Source organism: Streptomyces sp. NPDC049970, assembly GCF_040660235.1.
Taxonomy (GTDB): Bacteria; Actinomycetota; Actinomycetes; order Streptomycetales; family Streptomycetaceae; genus Streptomyces.
The window spans coordinates 193,698-215,051 of the sequence record NZ_JBFALP010000005.1; the positions used below are offsets into that span (position 1 = coordinate 193,698).

Here is a 21,354-nt window from a genome sequence, read left to right on the forward strand (position 1 = left end):
CAGACGCTATCCGTGGCTCGCGCTATCCGGGGGTGACCAGCCGCGCCTCGTACGCGAACACGGCCGCCTGGGTCCGGTCCCGCAGCCCCAGCTTCACCAGGATGCGGCTGACATGGGTCTTGATCGTCGACTCGGCGACCACCAGGTGCGAGGCGATCTCCAGGTTCGACAGCCCCTGGGCGATCAGCACGAGCACCTCCGTCTCCCGTTCGGTGAGGTCGCCGATCCGGGCCATGGCGGGGGGCCGGGGCGCTTCGGCGATCTTCGAGAACTCGGTGATCAGGCGCTTGGTCACGGTCGGCGCGAGCAGTGCCTCGCCGGACGCCACCACCCGTACGCCGTCGGCGAGCTGCCTGGCCGAGGCGTCCTTCAGCAGGAAGCCCGAGGCACCGGCGCGCAGCGCCTGGTAGACGTACTCGTCGAGATCGAACGTGGTCAGGACCAGCACCTTGGCGTCCGCGTCGGCGGCGACGATCTCGCGGGTCGCCTCGATGCCGTTGAGCTCCGGCATCCGGATGTCCATCAGCACGACGTCTGGCCGCAGCGCCGCGGCCTGGGAGACGGCCTGCCGCCCGTCGACGGCCTCGCCGACGACCTCGATGCCGGGCATCGCGTTGAGCAGCACGGAGAAACCCTCGCGGACCATCATCTGGTCGTCGACGATCAGTACCCGGATGGTGTCGTTCATGCCGCCCCGCCCTTCGTGGCGACGGTCTCGGCCGCCGGTACGGGGAGGAACACGGCGACCTCGAAGCCGCCGTCCTCCGTGGTCTCGGCCGTCATCTCCCCGTTCAGCATCGCGACCCGCTCCCGCATGCCCGTGATCCCGTGTCCGGCGCCCGGCGAGGGCTTGACCAGCCCCCTGGCGGGGCCGTTGACGACGCGCAGCCCCAGCCCGCCGAGCACATGGCCGATCTCCACCTTGGCGGTGGCGCCCGGCGCGTGCCGGAGCGTGTTGCTCAGCGCCTCCTGGACGATCCGGTAGGCGGACAGCTCGACACCCTGCGGGAGCTCCCGCACCGCGCCGGTGACCGTCTTCTCCGTCTCCAGACCGGCCTCCCGGACGTTGTCCAGCAGCCGGTCGATCTCGGCGAGGGTGGGCTGCGGGGCGTCCGGCGCCTCGTAGTCCTCCGCCCGCACGACGCCGAGGACGCGGCGCAGCTCGGTGAGCGCGGCGACGGCGTTCTCGCGGATGGTGACGAAGGCCTGCTCCAGCTCGGGCGGCGGGTTCTCCACACGGTACGGGGCCGCCTCCGCCTGGATGGCGACGACGGACATGTGGTGCGCGACGACGTCGTGCAGCTCGCGGGCGATGGTGGTGCGCTCCTCCAGGAGCGTGCGCCGGTCGCGTTCGACGGCGGTGACGGTGCGCTGCACGGTCACCTCGCGCTGGGCGTCGCGGCGGGTCTGCACCACCGTCACGACGAGCAGGGCGAACGCGGATGTGAAGATCATGCCGCCGTTGCTGGAGGAGGGGTTCCAGGGGCCGATGGTCTCCATGAAGGAGCCGGTGAGCAGGGTGATCAGCCACATCCAGGCTGCGGTTCGCGGCCTGGTCCGTGCCGCGACGACGATCAGGACGCCCAAGTGGCATATGAAGGCGTTCGGCGCCCACGGCCAGTCCCCGCTGCCCACCATGCAGATCACCGGGACCGATGCGATCGACACCCAGAAGGCGAGCACGGGACGGAGCAGCGTCATCAGCAGCGTGGCGGCCGGCAGGAACGCGGTGATGATGGTCGCGATCCCGAACGGGGAGTAGGTGTTCGACGAGAAGACGCCTACCAGCAGAGCGATCAGGGCGACCGCGCCGACCACCACGTGCGGGAACCAGACCGCCCGCCTCCGGATCGCTCCGGGAAGTCGGCGGATCACCGGCCCGCCGGTCCCCAGCGGGTCCAGCGGACGGTACTCGAACGCGTCGTGGAAGAGGTCCTGCCGCAGGCCGCCTATCGCGCCCGCGGCCAGCCGGAACTCCGGGCTTCTGGTCTTGGTGTCGGTCACACGTCCAAGGTAGGCGTGCGTCCGGCCCGCGGTCGTCAGCAGTGAAGCGGATCCCCGGCCGTCCGTCGCAAGGACTACCAGGCCAGCTGGGCGATCTCCTCGGCCACCACCGCGCAGGCGTCCGCCGACGGGTCGATCAGCGGGAAGTGCCCCACACCGTCGAGCAGGGTCAGCCCCACCACCTCGCCCGCCTTCGCCGCGGCGTCCACGAACGCGTCGCCGACCGCCGCCGGCACCGTGGTGTCCTCCACCCCCTGGACGACGGTCGTCGCGATGCCGGTCGGCAGCAGCAGGGCCGGATCGACGTGGGCGCTCCGCGCCTCGAAGTCGTCCCCTTCGCCGAGCAGTTGGTGCAGCGCGCCGGAGCAGACGTCCAGCCCCGCCGCGCTCGCGAGGTCGGCGATCGGCGCCAGCGCGACCACCCCGCGCAGCGGGGGCCACGTGGACAGCCGCCACGGCGAGCCCTCCGGGAGCACGTGCCGGGCGGCGGCCCACAGCGCCAGGTGCCCGCCCGCCGAGTGCCCGGTGACCACGGTCCTGCGCACATCGGCCTGGGGCAGCTCCCGGGCGGCCAGCGCCGGCAGGGCGTCCATCGCCGCGGCCACGTCGTCGAAGGTCTCGGGCCAGCGCCCCGCCACGGGACCGGCCCCGCCCTGCTGCGGGATCTCCCCGCCGCGCCGGTACTCGACACTGGCGACGGCGAAGCCGCGCCGCGCCAGGAAGTCGGCGAACGGCGACACGTGCTCGCGGTCGTACGGTGCGCGATAGGCCCCGCCGTGCAGTACGACGACGAGGGGCGCGCCGTCCCGGCCGTCGCGCGGGGCATAGAAGTCGATCACCTGGTCGGGGTGACTGCCGTAGGCCGCGGACCGGTCGGGGGCGACAGCCGGATGCCCGAAGGCCGACTCGGCCTCGGCGGCGTCCCGTTCACGCGCGGCAGAATCCGACATCATGCTCCAACCGTCCTACGCCTGTGCCCAACTCGACTGACCTGCGGGGACGGTACCAGTACGGTGGCCCGCCGCCGTACCGGTCCGGAGCACGGACGGATACGGCGGCGGACGGTCAGGCCCCTGTCACCTCGGCGAGGATCCGCGCCGCCCGCTCCGCGTCCGCGAAGCCGACGTACAGGGGGGTGAAGCCGAAGCGCAGGATGTCCGGACGGCGCAGGTCGCCGACCACTCCGCGTTCGATGAGCACGCGCATCACCGCCTCCGCGCCGTCGCAGCGCAGCGAGACCTGACTGCCGCGCTCCGCGTGGGGAGCGGGCGTGATCGCGGTGACCCGGCCTCCGGGGACGTACGCGGCGACGCACTCCAGGAAGAAGTCCGTGAGGGCGAGGGACTTCGCCCTGACCGCCTCCACCGTGACGCCTTCCCACACCTCCAGCGACGCCTCCAGCGCCAGCATGGACAGGATGTCCGGGGTGCCGACGCGGCCCCGCACCGAGCCCTCGGCGGGCTCGTAGCCCGGGGTCATCGCGAACGGGTCGGCGTGCGAGGTCCAGCCGGGCAGCGGGGAGTCGAAGGCGCCCTGGTGGCGCTCGGCGACGTACAGGTAGGCCGGCGAACCGGGCCCGCCGTTCAGGTACTTGTACGTACAGCCGACGGCCAGGTCCACGCCGTGCGCGTCGAGGCCCACCGGCAGGGCGCCCGCGCTGTGGCACAGGTCCCAGACGGCGAGAGCGCCCGCCTGGTGGACCGCGGCGGTGAGACCGGGCAGGTCGTGGAGCCTGCCCGTGCGGTAGTCGACGTGGTTCAGCAGGACGACCGCGGTACGCGGCCCGAGGGCGGCCCGCACGTCGTCCGGGGCGACCGGGACGAGTCGGTGGCCCGTCATCCGGGCCGCCGACTCGGCGATGTACCCGTCCGTGGGGAACGTCGTGGCGTCGACCAGGATCTCGTCACGCCCGGCGACCGCCAGCCGACCGGCCGCGACCACGGCCTTGAACACGTTCACGCTGGTGGAGTCGCCCACCACGATCTGCCCGGCCGCGGCACCGACCAGCGGGGCGATACGGTCGCCGACCCGCTCGGGCGCGGTCCACCAGCCGCTCTCGTCCCAGGACCGGATGCGCAGGGAGCCCCACTCGCGGGTGATGACGTCCTGCATGCGCGCGGGGACGTGGCGGGGCAGCGCGCCCAGTGAGTTGCCGTCGAGGTAGACGGTGTCGTCGAGGACGAAGAGCTCCCGCAGTGCGGCCAGTTCGTCGGCGGCGTCGAGCGCCTCGGCGCGCTCCTCGAGATCAGACATGACTGCGCGCCGTCCACAGCTCGGGGAACACGTTCTTCGTGGCCCGCTTCTCCAGCCAGGCGACCCCGGCGGACCCGCCGGTACCGGTCTTCGAGCCCATCGCCCGCCGGGTGGCGGTGAGGTGGTCGTTGCGCCAGCGCCACACCAGCTCGCCGACGTCCGTCAGGACCTCGCCGAGCCGCAGGAGCTCGTCGTTCTGGTCCGGGTTCGCGTAGATCTCCGCCCAGGCGGCCTCGACCGCGGGGGACGGCTCGTACTTCTGCGACAGGTCGCGTTCGAGCACCGACCGGGGCACCGGGTAGCCGCGCCTGGCGAGCAGGGCGAGTGCCTCGTCGTACAGGCCGGGCTGGTGGAGTGCCTTCTCGAGCTCCGCGTGGACACGGGGGGCGCCACGGTGCGGCACGAGCATGGACGCGGACTTGTCGCCGAGCAGGAACTCCATCCGCCGGTACATCGCGGACTGGAAACCGGATCCCTCGCCGAGCGAACCGCGGTAGGAGTTGAACTGGGCCGGGGTCAGACCCGCCAGCGGCTTCCAGGAGGCGTTCAGCGCCTCCAGCTCCCGCAGTGAGCGCTTCAGCGCGTCGCGGGCGACCGGTATGCGGTCCTCGCGCAGGGCGTGCGCCGCCGTCTCCCACTCATGGACGATGACCGTGAACCACAGCTCCATGACCTGGGTCGTGACCAGGAAGACCATCTCGCCGGGATCGTCCGAGCGGAGGTGCTGGAGGTGGGTCAGGACATCCGCCTGGACATAGTCCTCGTACGGAGTCGTTCCCGCGAAGTCCAGGTGCGGGGTGTCCGCACCGGTGGCTTCGGGGTCGGGGTGGATCGTCGACATTTCTGTCTCCTCGACACGAGCTTCCGGGTAGCGGTCCGCCCCTTCCTCTGAGGTGGTGGAGCTCCGGTCCCCTGCTCGGCATCCTAACGGCCTTCCCGAGGACGCGCCGGGCCCCGCGGACGGCAGCCCGCGGGGCCCGGGAGGGAGTGGGCCGGCTCAGCCCAGGGTGTCGGCGGCCGTCTGCGAGGAGTCCCGCAGGAACGTCGAGCAGCGCTCGTACTCGTCCTGCTCACCGATCGCCTGCGCGGCGCGCGCGAGGGCGTGCAGGGCCCGCAGGAAGCCGCGGTTCGGCTCGTGCTCGAACGGGACGGGGCCGTGGCCCTTCCATCCCGCCCGGCGCAGCGCGTCGAGGCCGCGGTGGTAGCCGGTACGTGCGTACGCGTACGACTCGATGACCCGGCCGCCCTCGAACGCCTCGTCGGCGAGCTGCGCCCAGGCGAGCGACGACTTGGGGTACTTGGCGGCGACGTCGGCGGGTGCCGCGCCGCCCGCGAGCAGCTCGCGCGGCTCCGGGTCGTCGGGCAGGTGGGTCGGGGCGGGGCCCCCGAGCAGGTTCTCGTGGATGGACATGGTTCAAGTGTGCCTGGATCCCGCCTCCGGCTCCAAGGGCGGGGCCGTGACACCGCAGTGCGTCGCGCACGCGGGTCGCGGCCCACGACCGGGTTCCGCGGGCTTCCGCACCGCACAGAAGGCGATCACCGAACCCGCCACCAGCAGCCCGGCGCACATCGGCATGGCCCGCCGGAACGTCGAGGCGAACTCCCCGGCGTCCCGGTACGCCTCCGGGCCCATTCCGGCCAGCAGCGGCAGGGCCGCCACGGCGAGCAGCCCGGCGGCACGTGCGGCGGCGTTGTTGATCCCGCTGGCGAGCCCCGCCCTGCCGGTGTCCACGGCGGCCAGCACCGAAGCGGTGAGGGGGGCCACGAGGGTGACCATGCCGAGCCCCAGCACGAGCACCGCGGGCAGGACGTCCTGTACGTAGGAGGCGCCGGGTCCGACGCGCAGCATCAGGAGCATCCCGGTGGCGGCGAGCAGCGGGCCGACGGTGAGCGGGATCCGGGGCCCGATACGCCGGCCGAGGTCGCCCGCGGACGCGGAGAACAGGAGCATCAGCACCGTGGTGGGCAGCAGCGCGGTACCGGCGCCGAGCGCCGAGTAACCGGCGACCACCTGGAGCTGGATCGCGGACAGGAAGAAGAACCCTCCGAGGGCCGCGTACACGCAGAACGTGACGATGTTGACCGACGTGAACTGCCGGGACGCGAAGATCGAAGGCGGCACCATGGGGTCGGCCCGGTGCCGCTCCACCCGCACGAAGGCCGCCGCGAGCACCGCGCCGCCGAGCGCCGAGCCGATGACCAGGACCGAAGCGCCCTGCTCGGGCACCTCGATCAGGGCGTAGGTGACCAGTGCGAGTGCGAGCGCGGCGAGCCCTGCCCCGAGCACGTCGAACCGGCCGTGCGCGTCCGGGTCCCGGGACTCCGGGACGTGGCGCAGCGCGACGGGCACGCATACGGCGGCGATCGGCAGGTTGAGCAGGAACACCCAGCGCCAGCCCGGCCCGTCCACCAGCCACCCGCCGAGGAACGGCCCGACCGCCGCCCCGACCCCTCCGAGCCCCGACCAGAGCCCGACGGCACGGGCCCGGTCGTCCGGGTGGAAACTCGCCTGGATGATCGCCAGCGATCCGGGGGTGAGCAGCGCGCCCCCGACGCCCTGGAGCGCCCGCGAGGCGATCAGCACCTCCGCGTTCGGCGCGATCCCGCACAGCAGCGAGGCGACGGCGAACCAGACCACCCCCACGACGAACACCCGCCGGCGCCCGAACCTGTCCCCGAGCGCGCCCCCGAGCAGGATCAGCCCGGCGAGCGTGAGCATGTAGGCGTTCACGGTCCACTGCAGGGCGGCCAGATCGGTGCCGAGGTCCTCGCCGATGCGGGGAAGGGCAACGTTGATGACCGTGGAGTCGAGCAGGGCCATGCTCGACCCGAGCACCGTGGTCAGCACCACCCACCTGCCCACGGGCGAGGCAACCCGGATCCCGTCGCCGTCCGCATCAGTCATAGGAGCAGCATCGCGGCTCCGCGACTCTGCGGCCAGAGGAGCGGAGTCCGGGCCACCCGCCGTCCTACCCGGCCCGCACCGCGCCCACCGCCCGCACCAGCGCGGAGAGCCCTGCCTCCACCTTGCTCCGCGGGCACCCCACGTTCAGCCGCAGGAACCCCGGCGCCCCGTACGCCGCCCCCGGCATGATCGCGACCTTCTCCCGCTCGATCAGCACCCGCTGCAGCGCCTCGTCGTCCACACCCAGCGGGCGCAGATCGATCCACGCGAGATAGCCAGCGTGCGGCGGTTCCCACACCGACTCGGGGAAGGCCGCGTTCAGCCGCTCAGCGACCAGCGCCAGGTTGCCCGCTACGTACGCCCGGACCGCGTCGAGCCAGTCCGCCCCATCCCGGTACGCCGCGATGTGCGCCGTCAGCCCGAGCACCGCCGGCGAGGCGAGCCCCTCCGCCGTCTCCATCCGGCGGAGGTACTCCGTCCGGTCGGCGGGATCCCCGATCAGCCCGTACGCACCGGTCAGCGCGGGGAAGTTGAAGGACTTCGACGCGGACGTGACGACCGCCCAACGGCCCCCGCCCGCGCCTCCACCAGTACTGGCACCAGCGTCTGTTCCCGCACCCGCCAACTCGTCCGCGATCCGCGAGTACGGCACGTGCACCCGCCCGTCATGCACGAAGTCCGCATGGATCTCGTCGCTGATCACAGCCACCCCGTGCAGCCGTGCCAACTCCGCCATCTCGCGCAGTTCGGCCTCCGTCCACACCCGCCCCGTCGGGTTGTGCGGCGAGCACAGGACCAGGACCCGCGCGTCGGCCCGCGCCAACTCCCGCTCCAGAGCGGGCACGTCGCCCAACGGCACACCCCGGAGCTCCCGCCCGAGCCCGGTGATCGCCTTGCGGAAACCGTCGTACGTCGGCGTGTGGACGACCACGCCCTCGCCCTCGGCCGTCCACATCTGCAGCAGCTGCGAGAACTGGCTGAGCACGGACGGGCCGTAGACGAGCCGGTCGGTGTCGATCTCGGCGCCGTACCGGGTCGCGTACCAGTGCGCGACGGCTGACCGGAAGTCGTCCTGCTGCCAGGTCGTGTAGCCGAGGACCCCGTGGTCGAGGCGGGCGCGCAGTGCCGTCAGCACCTCGGGCGCGGTCTCGAAGTCCATGTCGGAAATGGTGAACGGCAGCAGCCCGTCCACACCGAAGCGGTCGGCGACTCCGTCCCACTGGACGCACCAGGTGCCCCGGCGGTCGATGGCGGTGTCGAAGTCGTAGCGCGCAGCCGTGCTCACAGCGGATCTCCATCCCTCGGACACAGAGCGGGCCCGGCCTCCGAAGGGAGACCGGGCCCACCCGCTACGTCCGTGACGTACTTACTTCAGCTTGGTGCCGGCGGAACGCAGGTTGGAGCACGCCTCCGTGACACGCACGGCCATGCCGGCTTCGGCGGCCTTGCCCCAGGTGCGCGGGTCGTAGGTCTTCTTGTTGCCGACCTCGCCGTCGACCTTCAGGACACCGTCGTAGTTGCGGAACATGTGGTCCGCGACCGGGCGGGTGAAGGCGTACTGGGTGTCGGTGTCGAGGTTCATCTTCACGACGCCGTTCTCCAGCGCGGTGGCGATCTCCTCGGCCGTGGAGCCGGACCCGCCGTGGAAGACGAAGTCGAACGGCTGGCTGCCGGCGGGCTTGCCGTACTTGGAGGAGACGCCCTCCTGCAGGTCCTTGAGGAGCTCGGGACGCAGGACGACGTTGCCCGGCTTGTAGACACCGTGGACGTTGCCGAAGGACGCGGCCAGCAGGTAGCGGCCCTTCTCGCCCAGACCGAGAGCCTCGGCCGTACGCAGCGCGTCGTCGACGGTCGTGTACAGCTCGTCGTTGATCTCGTGCGTGACGCCGTCCTCCTCGCCACCGGTCGGGGTGATCTCGACCTCAAGGATGATCTTGGCGGCGGCGGCCTTGGCCAGCAGTTCCTGGCCGATGGACAGGTTGTCGGCGAGGGTCTCGGCCGAACCGTCCCACATGTGGGACTGGAACAGCGGGTTCAGACCCTTGGCGACACGCTCGGCGGACACGTCCAGTAGCGGCCGTACGTACGCGTCCAGCTTGTCCTTGGGGCAGTGGTCGGTGTGCAGCGCGACGGTGATGTCGTACTTGGCGGCGACGATGTGCGCGAACTCGGCAAGGGCCACCGCGCCCGTCACCATGTCCTTGTTGTACTGGCCGCCCAGGAACTCGGCACCACCGGTGGAGATCTGGACGATGCCGTCGCTCTCCGCCTCCGCGAAGCCGCGCAGTGCAGCGTGCAGGGTCTGGGTCGACGTCACATTGATGGCCGGGTAGGCGAACTTGCCTGCCTTCGCCCGGTCGAGCATCTCGGCGTAGACCTCGGGGGTTGCGATGGGCATCTGTCCGCTCCTTGGGATGTGCGGGTGTGCAGTGCTTGGTCCCTGACCTGGGGGCGACGTCATCGTCGCCCCCATCTTCCCAGACTCTCGCCCCGGCTCCACGCTGCCCGTCGGGTAGGGCGGCCCGTTTCACGTGAAACAGGCCGTCCTCCGAAGAAGTCGCAGGTCAGGACAGGTCGAGGTCCGCAACCGAGTAGACGCTCACGTACGGCAGACCGGCCTCGGCGATCGCCGAGGCCGCACCGCGCTCCACGATCGTGGCCACGGCCACGACCTCGCCGCCGGCCTCACGGACCGCCTCGACCGCGGTGAGCGGCGAACCACCGGTCGTGGAGGTGTCCTCGACCACGAGGCAGCGACGGCCCTTGACGTCCGTGCCCTCGATGCGGCGCTGCATCCCATGGGCCTTCTGCGCCTTGCGGACGACGAACGCGTCCAGGCTGTTCCCGCGCGCCGCCGAGGCGTGCAGCATCGACGTGGCCACCGGGTCGGCGCCCAGTGTCAGCCCGCCGACGCAGTCGTAGTCCAACTCGGCGGTGGCATCGAGCATCATCCGGCCGACCAGCGGCGCGGCCTCGCCGTCCAGCGTGATCCGGCGCAGGTCGATGTACCAGTCGGCTTCCAGCCCCGAGGAGAGGGTCACCTTGCCGTGCACCACGGCCTTGTCCTTGATCTGCTGGAGCAGCTCAGCGCGTACGTCAGTCATGTCAACGAGGGTAAGGGCTGCCGCGCGGGCTCAGAGCCGCGTCCAACTCCAGGTCGCAGTGATCTCCAGGGGCTCGATCGGGGTGACCAGCCGGGGCGCCGAGTTCAGCCCGTTCGGCGGCCCGGACTGCGGCTCCACGCAGACCGCCTCGGCCTGCTCGTCGTAGATCACGACCCACTCGTCCCGGCTCCTGACCGTCAGTTCCAGCTGTTCGGGCCAGGTGAGCGTCACGTCGACGCCGTCGGGCATCCCGAAGCAGTCGTCCCAGGGGCCCGGCAGCGGGTCGATCCGGCGTCCGGTCGGCAGGTGGTCGTCCCCGCGCTCCTCCTGCCAGGCGGCTTCGAAGGTCATCCGCACGTCCTGTCCCCCGGTGTTCCGGAGGAACCAGGGGTGCCAACCGGCCTGGGCGGGGAACGAGTCGCCGTACGTCTCGACACCGAGGCTCAGTGTCAGCGAGTCCTCGGCGAGCTCGAAGGACTGCGTCACCCGGCCCTGGTACGGCCACGGGTCGGCCAGGTCGTAGAAGAAGGCCGCTACCGACGTGTCCTGCCGGGCGGGCTTCCAGGCGGTGTCCCGACCGGTGCCGTGGATGGCGTGCGGCGGCGAGTTCAGGGGCAGTCGGTGCGGCTCGCCGCCGTTGCGGAACAGTCCGTCGCCGGTTCGGCCGCACCACGGCACCATGGGGAAGCAGCCGTACCGCTCGCCTTGGCGCAGCAGCTCGGTGCCTCCGATCCGCAGGCTGCTGATCCGGCAGCCATGGACGGGGTCGACGGTCAACTCGGCGTCGCCGGCGGTCAGCCGGACGTTCTTCCCAACATCGCTCACACCCCGACACTACTTGCGCGGTGCCGCGCCCAGCGTCTTCGGCCCGGATCCGCCACGGCTGCGGCGGCGGGGCGGTCGAGCCCCGCGCGGTCACAAGGCGCGGTGAGCCTACGGCCTCCGCCGTCGCAGAGCCCTTCCCACCACGACGGCCGAGGCGATCGCCAGGGCCGCCGCCGGAGCGGCCCAGCGCAGCGTGATCCCCATGGCACCCGCCTCGGGCGACGGAACCGGGGCGTACCGGCCGCGCGGCGGGGCGTGGTCGACCTCCTCGGTACTGCGGCCGATCATGGTGCGGCGGGCGTGCGCTGCCTCGGCGGGCGGCTCGTCGGGCACGGTGAACTCCAGCTCCGCGGACGGGTCGAGGGACGGCGGCGGGACGGGGGTGTCGAACACGGACTCGTTGTCGCCGGACGGCGGCTCGGGGGGCGACGGCGCCCCGGACTCCGGCTCCTCGGGCCCCTGGGCCCCGGACTCCGGCCCGGACGGCGACTTCCCGGGTCCCGGGCCGGACGGCTTCTGAGCCGACGACTGCTCCGTGTCCTGTCCACCGGACGGTGTCGAGTCGTCCCGTACCGCAGTCGAGTCGTCCCGGACCGCCAGGGTCTCCGTCACCAACTGCTGCGTGAAGCGGTCCAGCAACCGCTGGGCCGCCGCGACCGCGACCGCCCCGTCCAGTTCCACGATGCGGCCGTCACCGCTCGCCGTCCCGGAGAACACGACCGTCGTACCGCCGTCCGTCCCCGTGAGCCCGATCGTCAGCGCCAGTTCGGCCGAGCCCGCCCCGCGGGCCTCCACACCCTCCCCGGTCACGGAGAAGACGTCCCCGTCGCCGGAGGGCCGCAGTGTCAGGGCACCGCGGTACGTGATCGTGTGGCCGTCGGCACGGAACTTCAGCCGGCCCGCCAACGGGCCCGCCGACGCGTCCGCGTCCTGCTGGAGTCCCGGCACACAGCGCGCGACGCGCGCGGCATCACCCAGCGTCCGCCGTAGGGACGCGACCGGAACCGGAACGAACACCTCATGCTCCATAACGACCGAGCCTACTCAGCCCCGGCCGTCCCGTCAGCGCATCCACACCCCGTACGCCCTGCGGAACGCGCCGCACCGGAAGCGCCCGGACGCTCATGGTTCCTCCCAGTACCTCGGGTGCACCAGCGTCGACGGCAGCGCCCCGCCCTGCCGCGACCGCTCCGCCGAGCGTCCCGCCGCCGCCAGCTCCCGCTCCCCCAGCGTCCGCAGGACCGGTGCCCGCGGATCGAGGCCGAGCGGCCCCACCGGGCGTGGGGACGCCAGTACGAAGCCCCGGTCCCGGGGGGCCTCCGACCCGCCCGTGGCCCGGTCCGGGCCCGCCGCGAAGCCGGTGGAACGGCCGTCGACGCGATAGGGCCTGGTCATCAGGCCGCCCGCCCGCACCGACGCCTCGACCGTCCAGAACGTCGACGGCCTGCTGCCCGGCGCCCCGGCGTGCACCACCAGACGCCCGTCCGGCTCCAGGGCTTCCGCGACCAGTCCGTAGAACTCGGCCGCGTAGAGCTTCGTACTGGCGGTGATCCCCGGGTCGGGGAGGTCCGAGATCACCACGTCGTAGCGCTGGTGCGTGGTGCGGAGCCAGGTGAACGCGTCCCCGGTGACGACGGTGAGCCTCGGGTCCTCGAACGCGTGCCCGTTCAGTCCGGCGAGCACCCGGTCCGTACGGGCCAGCCGGGTGACGGCCGGATCGAGCTCGACCACCACGACCGACGCCGCGTCCGGATAGCGCAGCACCTCGCGGGCGGCGAGGCCGTCTCCCCCTCCCAGGATCAGCACCCGCCGGTGGGGTCCGTTCATCGCCGGATGCACGAGGGCCTCGTGGTAGCGGTGTTCGTCGCGGGAGCTGACCCGCAGCCGTCCGTCGAGATAGAGGTCGAGCGAGCCGCGCCCCGCACCCGTGAGGACGACCTCCTGCACCCCGGTCTGCACGGCGACCCGCACCTGGTCCCCGTAGACCGCGCGCCGCGCCGCCCGCTCGAAGTCGTCGACCAGGACCGTCGCCGTGGCGAGCAGGGCGATCACGACGACGTTGACGACGATGAGCAGCCAGCGCGACCGGGTGCCGAGATCCCGCCGGAACACCCACAGCACCAGCGCTCCGCCGGCCGCCGCGTTGACCGCTCCGGTGAACAGCGCCCCGGTGAGCTGGCCCATCATCGGCAGCAGCAGGAAGGGGAAGGCGAGCCCGCCGACCAGTGCGCCCACGTAGTCGGCGGCGAAGAGGTCCGCGACGGCCCCGCCCGCGTCCTGCCGGTCGACCCGCTGGATCAGCGTCATCAGCAGTGGGATCTCCGCACCGATCAGGATCCCGATCGCCAGCGAGAAGCCCACCAGGGCGTAGCGCGACTCCCCGAGCCAGGCGAAGGAGGCGTAGAGGACGAGCGCCGAACTGCCGCCGGCCAGTGCGAGAGCGGCCTCGATCAGCCCGAATCCGACAGCGGCTCGGCCGCGTAAACGTTTCGCGAGGAGCGATCCGATGCCCATGGCGAACACCATCACGGAGAGCACGACCGAGGCCTGCGTGACCGAGTCGCCGATCAGGTACGAGGCGAGCGCGACCAGCTCCAGCTCGTACACCAGGCCGCAGGCGGCGCAGACGAAGACCACTGACAGCACGAGGAACCGTCCGGTCCTCGGCCGCACCGGAATCCCCGCCGCACCGCTGCGCAGGGGCGTCTGCTGGTCGATCATGAAACGAACGCTACGTGACGAAAAGGTCGCCGCTTGTCACCCACAAGGGTGCAAGTGACGCGCGCTCGGCACGCTCCGCACAGACCCGCGCACCCCCCTCACGAAACGGGCGCCTGCATCCGCGCCCCCACCCGCGTCCGCGTCACCACCAGCTGGCCCTCCTGCGGGTAGGCGTGCCAGGTGCGCCAGTGCACCTGCCCCTCCGTCCGCTGCGCGAGCATCGCCGTGAAGGCGTGGGGGCTGCCGGGGAACGTCCCGGCCAGCCCGTGCGGATGGTCGGCCACCAGCGCGAGCAGCTCCTGCGCGCGCCCCGCGAACGAGCCCTCGGAGAGCGTCTCGACGCGGGCCGCGAACTCGTACTCCCAGTCGCCCATGCGCTCGGCGACCCCCAGGGGCAGGGGGGTGCTGCTGCCCGGCAGACAGGCCACGGTCTCGGAGCAGGTGCGGCTCTCCTCCTCCATCAGCACCTGGTGAGAGGCGCCGAGCAGCCTCATCTGCACCTTGGCGCCCGACAGTTCGAGGTCGAGCACGGCGAGGGCGGGCAGCGGCTCCCGGCCGAGCGTCCATGCCAGATCGGCGGCGCGGGTGTCGGAGTAGGCGGTCTGGAGGGTCGTGAGCATGGATCGGCTCCGCAAAACACACAGTGACACGTGGACAGGGGTGACAGGGGTACCCCCGTGCGGTGCACGTGGGGGAGGGAGCCCGGCCCGACGGGGGTCCGAGGGCTGAATGTTCTCTACATCGATGCAATCACGAAGTACGTCGCGCTCACAGCGTTTTTACCCAACTTGCCGTGGTTTCCATCCCTCAGGGGGCAGCACGGTTCACCTGTTCCCCGCCCCCAACGAAAAGGTGCCCGGCGGGAGTTCACCCACCGAGCACCTACAGCTCGTCCACTCCGGCCCCGGTCGGGGGCCGGCGGCGCCGTCTCAGTTGCCCCCGCCGCCACCGCAGCCTCCGCCACCGCCGCAGCTGCTGCCCCCGCCGCAGGAGTGACCACCGGAGTGCCCACCGCAGGAGTGGCCGCCGCCGCTGTCACCGGCCCACCAGGAGCCCCCGTCGGAGCCGCCGCCACCGCCGTCGAAGCCGCTTCGGCCCCTACGGCCGGCCCGGCCCGCCAGCGGCTTCCTCCGGCCACCCGAACCCGAGGCGAGGGCCGCCATGCCCAGCACCACGACCACCGCGAACACGATGAAGAAGAACAACCCCATCGACCTCACATCCCTCTGTTCCCCCGAAGCGAGATCCCCGCTTCTCGACTGACCGGTGGATTCCCGCGCGTCCTGAGGGCCAAAGCAGACTTGAGCAACTCCAGAGCTTCGGCACAGGATGGCGGACATGACACAGGGACGACCGCTGCTCAACCGCCGCCTCGCCGAGTTCGGCACGACGATCTTCGCCGAGATGTCGGCGCTGGCCGCGAGAACCGGATCGATCAACCTCGGACAGGGGTTCCCCGACACCGACGGGCCCGAAGCCGTCCGCGAGGCCGCGGTCCGGGCCGTGCGCGCCGGACACGGCAACCAGTACCCACCCGGCCCCGGCGTCCCCGAGCTGCGTACCGCGGTCTCGGAGCACCAGCAGCGGCACTACGGACTGGCGTACGACCCCGACAGCGAGGTCCTCGTCACCACGGGCGCCACCGAGGCGGTCGCCGCCTCCCTGCTGGCCCTCCTGGAGCCCGGCGACGAGGTCATCGCCCTGGAGCCCTACTACGACTCCTACGCCGCCTGCATCGCCATGGCGGGCGGGACCCGGGTCCCCGTCACCCTCCGCCCCCACGAGGGCGCCTACCGGCTCGACCTCGACGAGCTCCGCGCGGCCGTCACCCCCCGCACCCGGCTGCTCCTGCTCAACACCCCGCACAACCCCACCGGCACCGTCCTCACCCGCGACGAGCTGGCCGCCGTCGCAGAACTCGCCTGCGAACGGGACCTCCTGGTCGTCACCGACGAGGTGTACGAGCACCTCGTGTTCGAGGGCGAGCACATCCCCATCGCGTCCTTCCCCGGCATGCGGGAGCGCACGGTCACCATCAGCAGCGCGGGCAAGACGTTCTCGCTGACCGGGTGGAAGATCGGCTGGATCACCGCGAGCCCCGAACTCGTCACCGCGGTCCGCTCCGCGAAGCAGTTCCTCACCTACGTGTCGGGCGGCCCGTTCCAGTACGCCGTCGCGGAGGCACTGCGCCTGCCGGACAGCTACTTCGACGAGCTGAGGACGGACCTGCGCGCCAAACGCGACCTGCTGGGCACAGGGCTCGCCGAGGCCGGCTTCGAGGTCTACAAGCCCGCCGGGACGTACTTCGTCACCACCGACATCCGCCCGCTCGGCGAGAGCGACGGCTTCGCGTTCTGCCGGTCGCTGCCCGAGCGCTGCGGCGTCGTGGCCGTCCCGAACGCCGTCTTCTACGACCACCGCGAGCAGGGCGCGCACTTCGTGCGTTTCGCGTTCTGCAAGCGCGTGGACGTACTGGAGGAGGCGGTCGGCCGGCTGAAAGGCCTCAGGGCGTCCTGAGCCCGCACGACGGAGGCCCGGACCCGGGTGGCCGGCCGCACACGGCCGCACCTCGGTCCGGGCCTCCGCCCGACTGCCGGATCAGGCCTCCGTGGGCTCCCCGCCCTCGGCCTCGTCCTTCTTCTCCGCGGGCTCCAGGCCCAGGCGCTCGACGAGCCACTTGTCGAACTCGATCGAGGCCCGCACCCAGCTGACCGTCGAGGAGACGAAGTGCTCCAGGCTGACGCCGGTGCCGATGAGCATCTGCGCCTCACCGATGAGCCGCACCGAGGCCGCCGCGCCCTCCTCGCCCTCGTGGGCGTGGGTGTAGACCTTGGGCCACAGGGTGCGGCGGTTCCAGTCGTCGATCGCGTCGAGGAGGACGGGACGCTGGTCCAGGGCGTGGGGCCGGTCGTAGAACGTCCGGACCGAGAAGACCTGCTGCTCCTCCTCGCCGCGGAACATGAAGTACGTGCGGAACTCTTCCCACGGCGCGGCGAGGTCGCCCTCGTCGTCGACGACGTACTTGAGCTCCATCTGCTCGAGAAGCTGCTTGACGAGATCCTGGTCCGGGACAACGGGGCCCTCGGGTCCTGTCGCCTGCGGTTCGGGCTGACCCCCGAAGTTGGGGATCGAGGACGGGTCGATAGACATCGCTGGGTACTCCTGTGGATCGCACGTGGTTGCCTGGCTTCGACCCTAGCCGCGATCGCGGCCGGTAGTCCTACGCGCTGAGGGGAATCGTCCCGGGGCCCGTCTGCCTGGCACGCGCCCAGGAGACGGCGACCAGGATCGCGCAGAGCGTTCCCACCAGCCCCGCCGCGCCGATGGTCCGGGCCGAGGACCCCGACAGCTCCGTCACCAGGCCTCCCGCGGCGACACCGATCCCCTGCATGGCGGTCAGCCCCGACCGGGCCAGCCCGAGCGCCTGGCCGCGCTGGTCGGCGGGGGTGAGCATCACGAAGGTCGCGCCCGCGGTGATCTGGTACGCCGAGCAGACGCCCGACACGAGCAGCACCAGCAGGGCGACCGACACACCGGGGCCCGCGAGGTAGACGAGCAGCGGGAGGTTGGCGCCCACCGCGAGCGGGCCGAGCAGCCTGCGGCGCCGTTCCACGCCGACGCCCGGCCGTCCCAGGATCGCCGCGCCCAGGACCATGCCGGCGGGGTGTGCGGCGAGCAGGAGTCCCACCGACGCGGCGCTCCCGCCCACCTCCTCGGCGAAGGGTGCGGCAAGCCCCTCGGGGAGGATGACGAACCCGGCCAGCCAGCCGAGCGCGACCAGCGACCGCAGCCGGGGGTCCGACCAGATCAGTGCCGCCGCGCTCCGCACCTGCAGGTGCATCCGCTTCGGCCGCGCCCCGGCGTCCGCGTCCACCGGACGCGCCTTGACGCCCAGCCGGATCAGCACCGCGGAGATCAGGAACGTCGCCGCGTTCAGCCCCAGCGAGAGGTGGCTGCCCAGCCACACGACCAGCAGGCCGCCGGCGGCGAAGCCGACCAGCTGTCCCGCCTGGTGTGTGATCACGACGACCCGCTGCCCGCGCTCGTAGAGGCGGTCACCGAGCACGGCCGGCATCAGGGCCCCCTGCGAGGCGCCGAACGGGGCCTCACAGAGCTGCGCCAGCACCAACAGCCCTGCCAGCAGGGGCAACGGCGTTCCGGGCAGGGCCATCAGCCCGACGAGGAAGGCCCGCACCAGGTCGCAGCCGATCATGACCGTACGCCGCGGGAAGCGGTCCGCCAGCCCGGTCAGGAGCACGCCGGACAGCAGGGCGGGCAGGGTCGTCAGGGCGTAGGTCGCCGCGGTCCAGCCGGCCGACTCGGTGCGTTCGAAGACCAGCAGCGACAGTGCGACCCGCGCCAACTGGTCGCCCAGAACCGATTGCGCATATGCCGCCCACAGCAAACGAAATTCGCTGAGGCGAATGAGACTGCCACTTCCGCAGCCCTTCGACTCCGCGCCGATATCGCCAGGTATTCGCTCCGTCATGCGCGTACCTTACCGTTTCCCGAATTCGAAACCGGCACCTCGCAGAACACCGGAAAAGGGTCCGGATTACCCCGTCACCGAGCGGAACACGGTCGGCCCGCACATGAACAGATCCGGCCGCGATCGAGGGTGCGGATATGTATCGCCGGGATACAAAAAGCGGCACTCCCGAACGGATGCGCCTCCCATTCGGCCATGAAAAGGGAATTTTCGGCGCGATTTCACAGGGCATGCACAGGGCGATACGTGTCTGATGCACGCACAAATGCGAACGGAGTCGCACACAGGCGTGTCCCCGGCCGGGGCACGAGGTCCGCCGGCCGGGGACACGGAACGGTCCCTACGTCCTTACAGGGTCTTCGCAGCCGCCGCGGTCCCCACGGAGAGCCCGTCGCCGGCGCGGTCCACCCTGACGGTGTCGCCGTCCCTGACCTCGCCCGCGAGGATCTCCTTCGCGAGCCGGTCGCCGATGGCGGTCTGGATGAGCCTGCGCAGCGGCCGGGCGCCGTACGCCGGGTCGTTGCCCTCCTCGGCCAGCCAGGCCAGGGCCTGAGGAGTGACGTCGAGGTGGATTCGGCGGTCGGCGAGCCGGTCGGCCAGCCGGGCGACCTGGAGCCCCGCGATGTGCGCCAGTTCGTCGCCCGTCAGTGCGGAGAAGACGACCAGGTCGTCGAGCCGGTTGAGGAACTCCGGCTTGAACGAGGCCCGCACGGTCTGCAGGACCCGCTCCTCCTTCTCCTCGGGGCCGATCGCGGGGTCGACCAGGAACTGGCTGCCCAGGTTCGAGGTCAGGACCAGGATGGTGTTGCGGAAGTCGACCGTCCGGCCCTGGCCGTCCGTGAGCCGGCCGTCGTCGAGCACTTGGAGCAGGACGTCGAAGACCTCGGGGTGGGCCTTCTCGACCTCGTCCAGCAGCACCACGCTGTACGGGCGGCGGCGCACCGCCTCCGTGAGCTGGCCGCCCTCCTCGTATCCGACGTAGCCGGGCGGCGCCCCGACGAGCCTGGCGACGCTGTGCTTCTCGCCGTACTCGCTCATGTCGATGCGGATCATGGCCCGCTCGTCGTCGAACAGGAAGTCCGCGAGCGCCTTGGCCAGCTCGGTCTTGCCGACGCCGGTCGGGCCGAGGAAGAGGAACGAACCGGTGGGACGGTCCGGATCCGCGATCCCGGCACGGGTGCGGCGTACGGCGTCCGACACGGCCCGCACCGCCTCGGTCTGCCCGATCAGCCGCCTGCCCAGCTCGGACTCCATGCGCAGCAGCTTCTGCGTCTCGCCCTCCAGGAGGCGTCCGGCCGGGATGCCGGTCCAGGCACCGACGACGTCGGCGATGTCGTCCGGGCCGACCTCCTCCTTGACCATGGTGTCGACGGCGGCCTCCTGCTCGGCCTCGTCCGCTTCCGCCAGCTCGCGCTCCAGGCCCGGGATCTCGCCGTACAGCAGTTGGGAGGCGGTGTCGAAGTCGCCGTCGCGCTGGGCGCGCTCGGCCTGGCCGCGCAGCTCGTCGAGGCGCTCCTTGAGCTCACCGACGCGGTTCAGGCCCTGCTTCTCCTTCTCCCAGCGGGCGGTGAGACCGCGCAGCTCCTCCTCCTTGTCGGCGAGGTCGCGGCGGATCTTCTCCAGGCGCTGCTTGGAGCCCTGGTCGTTCTCGTTCTTGAGGGCCAGTTCCTCCATGTGCAGCCGGTCGACCGAGCGCTGGAGCTCGTCGATCTCCAGGGGCGAGGAGTCGATCTCCATGCGGAGCCGCGAGGCGGCCTCGTCGACCAGGTCGATCGCCTTGTCGGGAAGGAACCTGGACGTGATGTAGCGGTCGGAGAGGGTCGCGGCGGCCACCAGCGCGGAGTCGGCGATCTGGACCTTGTGGTGGGCCTCGTAGCGGCCCTTGAGGCCTCGCAGGATCGCGATGGTGTCCTCGACGGAGGGCTCGGCGACCAGGACCTGCTGGAAGCGGCGCTCCAGGGCGGGGTCCTTCTCGATGCGCTCGCGGTACTCGTCCAGCGTGGTGGCACCGACCATCCGGAGCTCACCCCGGGCGAGCATCGGCTTGAGCATGTTGCCCGCGTCCATCGCGGAGTCGCCCCCGGCGCCCGCGCCGACGACCGTGTGCAGCTCGTCGATGAAGGTGATGATCTGGCCGTCGCTCTCCTTGATCTCCGAGAGGACGGTCTTGAGGCGTTCCTCGAACTCACCGCGGTACTTGGCGCCGGCGACCATCGCGCCGAGGTCCAGCGAGACGAGCTTCTTGTTCCGCAGGGACTCGGGGACGTCGCCCTTGACGATGCGCTGGGCGAGCCCCTCGACGACGGCCGTCTTGCCGACGCCGGGCTCACCGATCAGCACCGGGTTGTTCTTCGTGCGGCGCGACAGCACCTGCACGACGCGGCGGATCTCCTGGTCACGGCCGATGACCGGGTCGAGCCTGCCCTCGCGCGCGGCGGCCGTGAAGTCCGTGCCGAACTTCTCCAGCGCCTTGTACTGGCCTTCGGGGTCGGGAGTGGTCACCCGGCGCCCTCCCCTGCTCTTCTCGAATGCGTCCAGCAGCTCCTTCGCGCCGGCTCCCTGCCCGTCGAGGATCTCACCGGCACGGCCGCCTTTCGCGGCGACGGCGATCAGCAGGTGCTCGGTGGACAGGTAGTCGTCGCCCAGCTCCTTCGCCTGCCGGTCGGCGTCGGCGATGACGGCGAGCAGCTCGCGGCTGGGCTGCGGCGGGGCGACGGTCGATCCGGTGACGCTGGGCAGCGCGCCCAGGAGCCTTTCCGTCTCGGCGCGTACGGCCACCTGGTCGGCGTCGACCGCGGCCAGCAGGTCGGTGATGTTGGCGTTGTCCTCACCCGCGAGCAGCGCGAGCAGCAGGTGCCCGGGGGTCAGATCGGCGTGACCGTCCTTGACGGCCCTGCTCGTGGCCGCGTTGAGGGCGTCGCGGCTCTTGTTGGTCAGCTCGGCGTCCACGGGCACCGTCTCCTCCTCGTACTGGTACTTCGCGAAACCATGACCCGAACAACGGGTACAAAGTTGAGTCTATTCCACTCAAGGCTGACGCGGTGCCTCCGCGC

The 21,354-nt window shown here is 71.6% G+C and carries 19 protein-coding genes; 1 reads left to right on the top strand and 18 read right to left on the bottom strand.

What is annotated here, in order from left to right:
* Positions 1 to 22 precede the first annotated feature (22 nt).
* The 15 genes from AB0I83_RS12070 to AB0I83_RS12140 all read right to left on the bottom strand — a co-directional run bounded on the left by AB0I83_RS12070 (position 23) and on the right by AB0I83_RS12140 (position 15,023).
* On the bottom strand, positions 23 to 688 hold the full coding sequence (locus AB0I83_RS12070; RefSeq protein ID WP_363304497.1) for a response regulator transcription factor: 666 nt from the start codon (positions 686 to 688) through the stop codon (positions 23 to 25).
* The gene (locus tag AB0I83_RS12075; protein ID WP_363304498.1) at positions 685 to 2,004 is read right to left on the bottom strand and encodes a histidine kinase; all 1,320 of its coding nucleotides are present in this window, start codon (positions 2,002 to 2,004) and stop codon (positions 685 to 687) included. The genes AB0I83_RS12070 and AB0I83_RS12075 overlap by 4 nt, the downstream gene beginning before the upstream one ends.
* Positions 2,005 to 2,078: 74 nt before the next feature.
* Positions 2,079 to 2,954 carry an alpha/beta hydrolase gene (locus AB0I83_RS12080; protein ID WP_356537503.1) on the bottom strand — a complete coding sequence of 292 codons (876 nt, stop codon included), beginning with the start codon at positions 2,952 to 2,954 and terminating at the stop codon, positions 2,079 to 2,081.
* A gap of 115 nt (positions 2,955 to 3,069) precedes the next feature.
* Entirely contained in the window at positions 3,070 to 4,257 is a 1,188-nt protein-coding gene (gene kynU, locus AB0I83_RS12085) for a kynureninase (protein ID WP_363304499.1), read from the bottom strand.
* Positions 4,250 to 5,098 carry a tryptophan 2,3-dioxygenase family protein gene (locus AB0I83_RS12090; protein WP_356537488.1) on the bottom strand — a complete coding sequence of 283 codons (849 nt, stop codon included), beginning with the start codon at positions 5,096 to 5,098 and terminating at the stop codon, positions 4,250 to 4,252. Before AB0I83_RS12090 ends, kynU begins: the two co-directional genes overlap by 8 nt.
* Before the next feature lie 156 nt (positions 5,099 to 5,254).
* Positions 5,255 to 5,668 carry a DUF3151 domain-containing protein gene (locus AB0I83_RS12095; protein WP_363304500.1) on the bottom strand — a complete coding sequence of 138 codons (414 nt, stop codon included), beginning with the start codon at positions 5,666 to 5,668 and terminating at the stop codon, positions 5,255 to 5,257.
* 3 nt (positions 5,669 to 5,671) lie between these two features.
* On the bottom strand, positions 5,672 to 7,162 hold the full coding sequence (locus AB0I83_RS12100) for an MFS transporter (RefSeq protein ID WP_363304501.1): 1,491 nt from the start codon (positions 7,160 to 7,162) through the stop codon (positions 5,672 to 5,674).
* Between the two features lie 64 nt (positions 7,163 to 7,226).
* Complete coding sequence (locus AB0I83_RS12105; protein WP_363304502.1) at positions 7,227 to 8,447, bottom strand: MalY/PatB family protein; 1,221 nt, start codon at positions 8,445 to 8,447, stop codon at positions 7,227 to 7,229.
* Positions 8,448 to 8,528: 81 nt separating this feature from the next.
* Positions 8,529 to 9,560 (bottom strand): class II fructose-bisphosphate aldolase, encoded by a 1,032-nt coding sequence (gene fbaA, locus AB0I83_RS12110; protein ID WP_356537481.1) that lies wholly within the window; start codon positions 9,558 to 9,560, stop codon positions 8,529 to 8,531.
* A 166-nt stretch (positions 9,561 to 9,726) separates the two neighbouring features.
* Positions 9,727 to 10,266 carry an orotate phosphoribosyltransferase gene (gene pyrE, locus AB0I83_RS12115; RefSeq protein WP_363304503.1) on the bottom strand — a complete coding sequence of 180 codons (540 nt, stop codon included), beginning with the start codon at positions 10,264 to 10,266 and terminating at the stop codon, positions 9,727 to 9,729.
* 30 nt (positions 10,267 to 10,296) lie between these two features.
* Positions 10,297 to 11,091 carry an aldose 1-epimerase gene (locus AB0I83_RS12120; RefSeq protein WP_363304504.1) on the bottom strand — a complete coding sequence of 265 codons (795 nt, stop codon included), beginning with the start codon at positions 11,089 to 11,091 and terminating at the stop codon, positions 10,297 to 10,299.
* A gap of 108 nt (positions 11,092 to 11,199) precedes the next feature.
* Positions 11,200 to 12,120 (bottom strand): carbon monoxide dehydrogenase, encoded by a 921-nt coding sequence (locus AB0I83_RS12125; RefSeq protein ID WP_363304505.1) that lies wholly within the window; start codon positions 12,118 to 12,120, stop codon positions 11,200 to 11,202.
* Between the two features lie 93 nt (positions 12,121 to 12,213).
* On the bottom strand, positions 12,214 to 13,812 hold the full coding sequence (locus AB0I83_RS12130; RefSeq protein WP_363304506.1) for a polyamine aminopropyltransferase: 1,599 nt from the start codon (positions 13,810 to 13,812) through the stop codon (positions 12,214 to 12,216).
* Positions 13,813 to 13,910: 98 nt separating this feature from the next.
* Entirely contained in the window at positions 13,911 to 14,432 is a 522-nt protein-coding gene (locus tag AB0I83_RS12135; RefSeq protein ID WP_356537473.1) for a DUF2617 family protein, read from the bottom strand.
* 309 nt (positions 14,433 to 14,741) lie between these two features.
* On the bottom strand, positions 14,742 to 15,023 hold the full coding sequence (locus AB0I83_RS12140) for a hypothetical protein (protein WP_363304507.1): 282 nt from the start codon (positions 15,021 to 15,023) through the stop codon (positions 14,742 to 14,744).
* 127 nt (positions 15,024 to 15,150) lie between these two features.
* Between AB0I83_RS12140 and AB0I83_RS12145 the strand changes: the two genes are divergently transcribed.
* A complete protein-coding gene (locus AB0I83_RS12145) occupies positions 15,151 to 16,329 on the top strand; it encodes a pyridoxal phosphate-dependent aminotransferase (RefSeq protein WP_363304508.1) in 1,179 nt (392 codons plus the stop codon).
* Positions 16,330 to 16,410: 81 nt separating this feature from the next.
* Here AB0I83_RS12145 and AB0I83_RS12150 read toward each other — a convergent pair whose 3' ends face one another.
* From AB0I83_RS12150 to clpB, 3 genes are all read right to left on the bottom strand, one after another.
* Entirely contained in the window at positions 16,411 to 16,962 is a 552-nt protein-coding gene (locus AB0I83_RS12150; protein WP_356537467.1) for a YbjN domain-containing protein, read from the bottom strand.
* Positions 16,963 to 17,032: 70 nt separating this feature from the next.
* On the bottom strand, positions 17,033 to 18,301 hold the full coding sequence (locus AB0I83_RS12155) for an MFS transporter (RefSeq protein WP_363304509.1): 1,269 nt from the start codon (positions 18,299 to 18,301) through the stop codon (positions 17,033 to 17,035).
* Positions 18,302 to 18,649: 348 nt separating this feature from the next.
* Positions 18,650 to 21,250, bottom strand: a complete 2,601-nt coding sequence (gene clpB, locus AB0I83_RS12160; RefSeq protein ID WP_363304510.1) for an ATP-dependent chaperone ClpB — start codon at positions 21,248 to 21,250, stop codon at positions 18,650 to 18,652.
* Positions 21,251 to 21,354: the final 104 nt, after the last annotated feature.